This is a genomic window from Nonomuraea sp. NPDC050691, assembly GCF_040654455.1.
Lineage (GTDB): Bacteria > Actinomycetota > Actinomycetes > Streptosporangiales > Streptosporangiaceae > Nonomuraea.
On the sequence record NZ_JBFAIA010000321.1, the window covers coordinates 1 to 3855 of the forward strand.

At 69.9% G+C, this 3855-nt stretch carries 4 protein-coding genes; all 4 read left to right on the forward strand.

Annotation, left to right across the window (positions count from 1 at the left end; all coding sequences use genetic code 11):
* Positions 1–223 precede the first annotated feature (223 nt).
* The 4 genes from AB0H81_RS44140 to AB0H81_RS44155 all read left to right on the forward strand — a co-directional run bounded on the left by AB0H81_RS44140 (position 224) and on the right by AB0H81_RS44155 (position 3738).
* Positions 224–547 (forward strand): PadR family transcriptional regulator, encoded by a 324-nt coding sequence (locus AB0H81_RS44140; protein WP_358388312.1) that lies wholly within the window; start codon positions 224–226, stop codon positions 545–547.
* Positions 544–1488 (forward strand): hypothetical protein, encoded by a 945-nt coding sequence (locus AB0H81_RS44145; protein WP_358388315.1) that lies wholly within the window; start codon positions 544–546, stop codon positions 1486–1488. Before AB0H81_RS44140 ends, AB0H81_RS44145 begins: the two co-directional genes overlap by 4 nt.
* A gap of 695 nt (positions 1489–2183) precedes the next feature.
* Positions 2184–2483, forward strand: a complete 300-nt coding sequence (locus AB0H81_RS44150; RefSeq protein WP_358388318.1) for a hypothetical protein — start codon at positions 2184–2186, stop codon at positions 2481–2483.
* Positions 2484–2538: 55 nt separating this feature from the next.
* Complete coding sequence (locus AB0H81_RS44155; protein ID WP_358388320.1) at positions 2539–3738, forward strand: cytochrome P450; 1200 nt, start codon at positions 2539–2541, stop codon at positions 3736–3738.
* Positions 3739–3855: the final 117 nt, after the last annotated feature.

A 3855-nucleotide genomic window follows, 5' to 3' on the forward strand; every position in this document is an offset into this window, starting at 1 on the left:
CGTCACTGGTTGTCATGGGCGGTGTGGGTGTCCAGGCCCCCGTACATTGCGTGAGGGGGGGGGGGGGTGGCGCGCCACCGCACCCCCTCGCCACCAGCGCCAGTACGGTCAGCAGTCCATGCCCCTCAAAGGCGTCGTCATGCGACCCATCTTGACCCTCAATGGTTGTGACCGTCGCTCGCCGATGAGTAGATGATCGGTATATATTGATCACATGAGACAGATGCAGGAGCCGACCTTCCTGATCCTCACCGCGCTAGCTGCCGGTCCGCGCCACGGATACGGCGTCATCACCGACGTGGAACGCATCTCGGACGGCCAGGTTCGCCTGCGTGCCGGCACCTTGTACGCCGCTTTCGACCGCCTCCAGGAAGAGGGCCTGATCACCGAGGACCGAGAGGAGATCATCGACGGCCGGGTGCGCCGCTACTACCGTCTGACCGGCGACGGTGCGGCGAGACTGGCGGCGGAGGCCGAGCGGATGCGCAGGCACGCCAAGGCGGCCACCGCACGCCTGCGCGCGATCGGCTCGGGAGGAACGGCATGAGCCCGCTCGAAGCCCGCTACCGGCGGCTGCTGGCCTGCTATCCCCGCGACCACCGGGCGCGGCACGAAGTGGAGATGATGGGAGTGCTGCAGGCGGGGGCACGGCCCGGACAGACCCGCCCGGACCTGGCTGACGTGGCCGACCTGCTGCGGGGTGCGGCGCGAGTGCACGCCCGGCGGGCCTTCGGCGCGGTCTCGGCGGGCGCCTGGCGCGACGGGCTGGCCGTCGCCGTGGCGCTATGGCCGTTCCTGATGCTGGTCGCCGAGGTGGCGACCGTGTCGCTGCGGGTCGCCGAATCCCTGCGTTACGGTGCGGCCTTCCTGGAGCAACCGAGCTCGATCCGTTTTCTGACCGAGCCGGCCCTGGTCGCGGCCCTGCCCGCGCTGGCCGTGCTGTTCGGCCGCCGGTGGATCGCCGTGCTCGCCGTGGTCGCGTTCACACTGCATCAGGCCGGCCACCCGGCCCCTGAACTGAATCTGGACAGGCTGTTCTTCCCGAACTACGGCCCTCTCCTGCTGGCCGAGGTGATGGCGCTGGTCATCGCTTTCATGCCGGTGGCCTACCGCGCGGTCGAGCTGGTTCCCCGGGGCGCCTTTCTGCTGTGGGGGCCGCTCGCCCTGGTGGCGCTCATCGCCAGCAAGGCCATCGTGCGCGCGCGCTGGGTGGACGCGATCGCCGATCACGTCATCACGAGCTGGAAGCCGGTGCCGTGGCTGATCGTGGTCGCGCTGGCGGCCGGGTACGCATGCCGCTCCGCCGTGGGTCGGCGGGCGGCGCTGCTGCTGTTCCTGCCCGCGGCGGCCCTGGGCGATCTAGGGGACCTGCCGTCGGTGCCCAACTCCACGGCCCTTGCCCAGTGCGGGTGCGCGGCCCTAGCCTTCACCGCCGCGGCTGCCTTGACCCGGCGGCGGAGCTGCCAGAGACGAGCCCCGGCTTCTTGAGAAAGAACGCTCAGCGGATCAACAACCAGGCAGTCTCGATGGGGTGGCACTGGAAGTAGAACCGGTAGACGCCCTCGGCCGGGAAACGATATGGGTCCTCTACACCCCTACTCGGCCTCCCGATCTCTGCCACGCGCGCGGGGTGAGTGATCCCGGGGACGCCGTGGCCCCAGACGACGGCATGAATGATCAGGGGCCGGATGAACTGGGCTTGTGTGGCCCTCAATGGCGAGCCTGTCGTCTGTGCGTCGACGCATCCGCGATGCATTCGCCGAGCAGTAGTGCAGCGACCGCCTCCGGGGCCTCATGCATTGCGTCGTGGCTGGTTGGGAGGTCGTGGACCTGCCACTCGGGATCGGCTTGGAGCCGGGTGCGGAGTTCAGCGAACGGCGTCCGATCTTCCCATCCGGAGCAGTAGATGAACTCCCGACGGGGGACCTGGGCGAGCGTGCCTGTGAGCCGGATCGTTTGCAAGAACGAGGCGAGGGGATGGGGACGGCGGCGGGGATCGCCACCGTCCGGCGGTCGGACGGCGTAGCCGGTGGTCGCAGGCGAGCCCTCGATCGCAGACAGCGTATGGCGTTACACCTCTGAGGTTCCGTCACCAATCTCCTGGGTCCGGCCGAGAGCTTTCACAACTCACCAGCGAAGCCCGCTCGCTTCACGAGCCTGCCCCATCTGCGAGAACGCCCCAATTGCTTGGCTATGGCAAGGGCCTGCCGTACGTCATCCTGGCCAGAGCCGTCGCGGAGGCGCTGGACGCGCCGCTGCGGGTGCGGCACCTGGAGGCCAGGCACTTGGTGGTGCACGCCTTCTCCTCGCCCGACAAGGCGAAGGAGATTTCAGGGGTGGGCGCGGACTCGGTGCCGCTGGCCGAGGGGTTGGCGCAGATGGCCGCCTGGGCGAGGAAGCACGGGGCGCAGGAGCCGTCGGTGTTCTCGGGGATCGAGGTCGGCCGCAACATGCCTCCCTCCTGGCAGGCCCTGGTCAGATGACCTTCGGCATGTCCAAGGTGTACAAGGATCTGTTTCCGCACACGGAAGGGCGACGATGGTCGAGACGCTGTTCGATCAGGACTATGCGCGTGACCCGCATCCGGTCTATGCGCGACTCCGCGCAGAACGGCCCGTCTTCCGCACTGCCACACCGCAGGGCGTACGGGTCTGGGTGGTGAGCCGCTACGACGACGTCAAGGTGGCCTGCACCGACCCGCGCCTCAGCAAGGACTTCACGAACAACCCGCACATGATCAAGGCGAACGAGCTGGAGGGCGGCGACAGCAGCGGCTACGAGGCCGTGGTGCCCCACAACATGCTCTTCGTCGACCCGCCCGACCACGCACGGCTGCGCAGGCTGGTGGGCAAGGTGTTCACCGCCGGGCGCGTGCAGGCGCTGCGCCCCCGCATCGAGCAGATCAGCGCCGGCCTTCTCGACAAGGTGGGCGAGGAGTTCGACCTGCTGCGCGACTACGCCGTGCCGCTGCCCGCCATGGTGGTCGGGGAGCTGCTCGGCATCCCGGAGGACGACTGGCCCCGGCTCATCAAGTGGTCCAACACCACCATCGAGGGTGCCGTGCTGGACCCCGAGGAGGTCGTCCGAGCCGCCGTCGACTTCACCACGTATCTGGGCGAGCTCTGCGAGGCCAGGCGGACCGAGCCGGCCGATGACCTGCTCAGCGCCATGGTGCAGGCCCAGGACGAGGAGGGCGCGCTGAGCGGGCGCGAGCTCGTCGACACCGCGTTCCTGCTCACCGTGGCCGGCCATGAGACGACCGTGCACCTGATCTGCAACGGCATGCTGGCGCTCCTGCGCCATCCGGAGCAGCTCGCCAAGCTCCGCGACGATCCGGGACTGCTGCCGGGCGCGATCGAGGAGCTCCTCCGCTTCGACGGGCCGGTCAGCACGTCCACCCTCAGATTCACCAAGGAGCCCGTCACCATCGGCGGCACGGAGATCCCGCAAGGTCAGCTCGTGCTGGTCTCCTTCCTGTCGGCCAACCGGGACGCGGCGCGGTTCGCCGAGCCCGATCGCCTCGACGTCACCCGCGCTCCGGGCCAGCACGTCGCTTTCGGGCACGGCATCCACTACTGCCTCGGCGCCCCCCTGGCCAGGGCCGAAGGCGCGGTCGCCTTCGGCCACCTGCTGGAGCGATTCCCCGGCCTCCGGCTCGCCGTCCCCGAGGACCGTCTCGCCTGGCGGCCGGGCCTGCTCATGCACGGCCTGACCAACCTCCCGGTACGCACCTCCTGACCGCCCTTCCCGGGCAGCGGTCCGGGCGTGGGGGGGGGGGGGCCGGGGGCCCCCCCCGCCCCGGCCCGGGGTGAGGGGCGGGGGGGGGGGCCGCGGCGAGCTCGAGTGGGGGGGCGT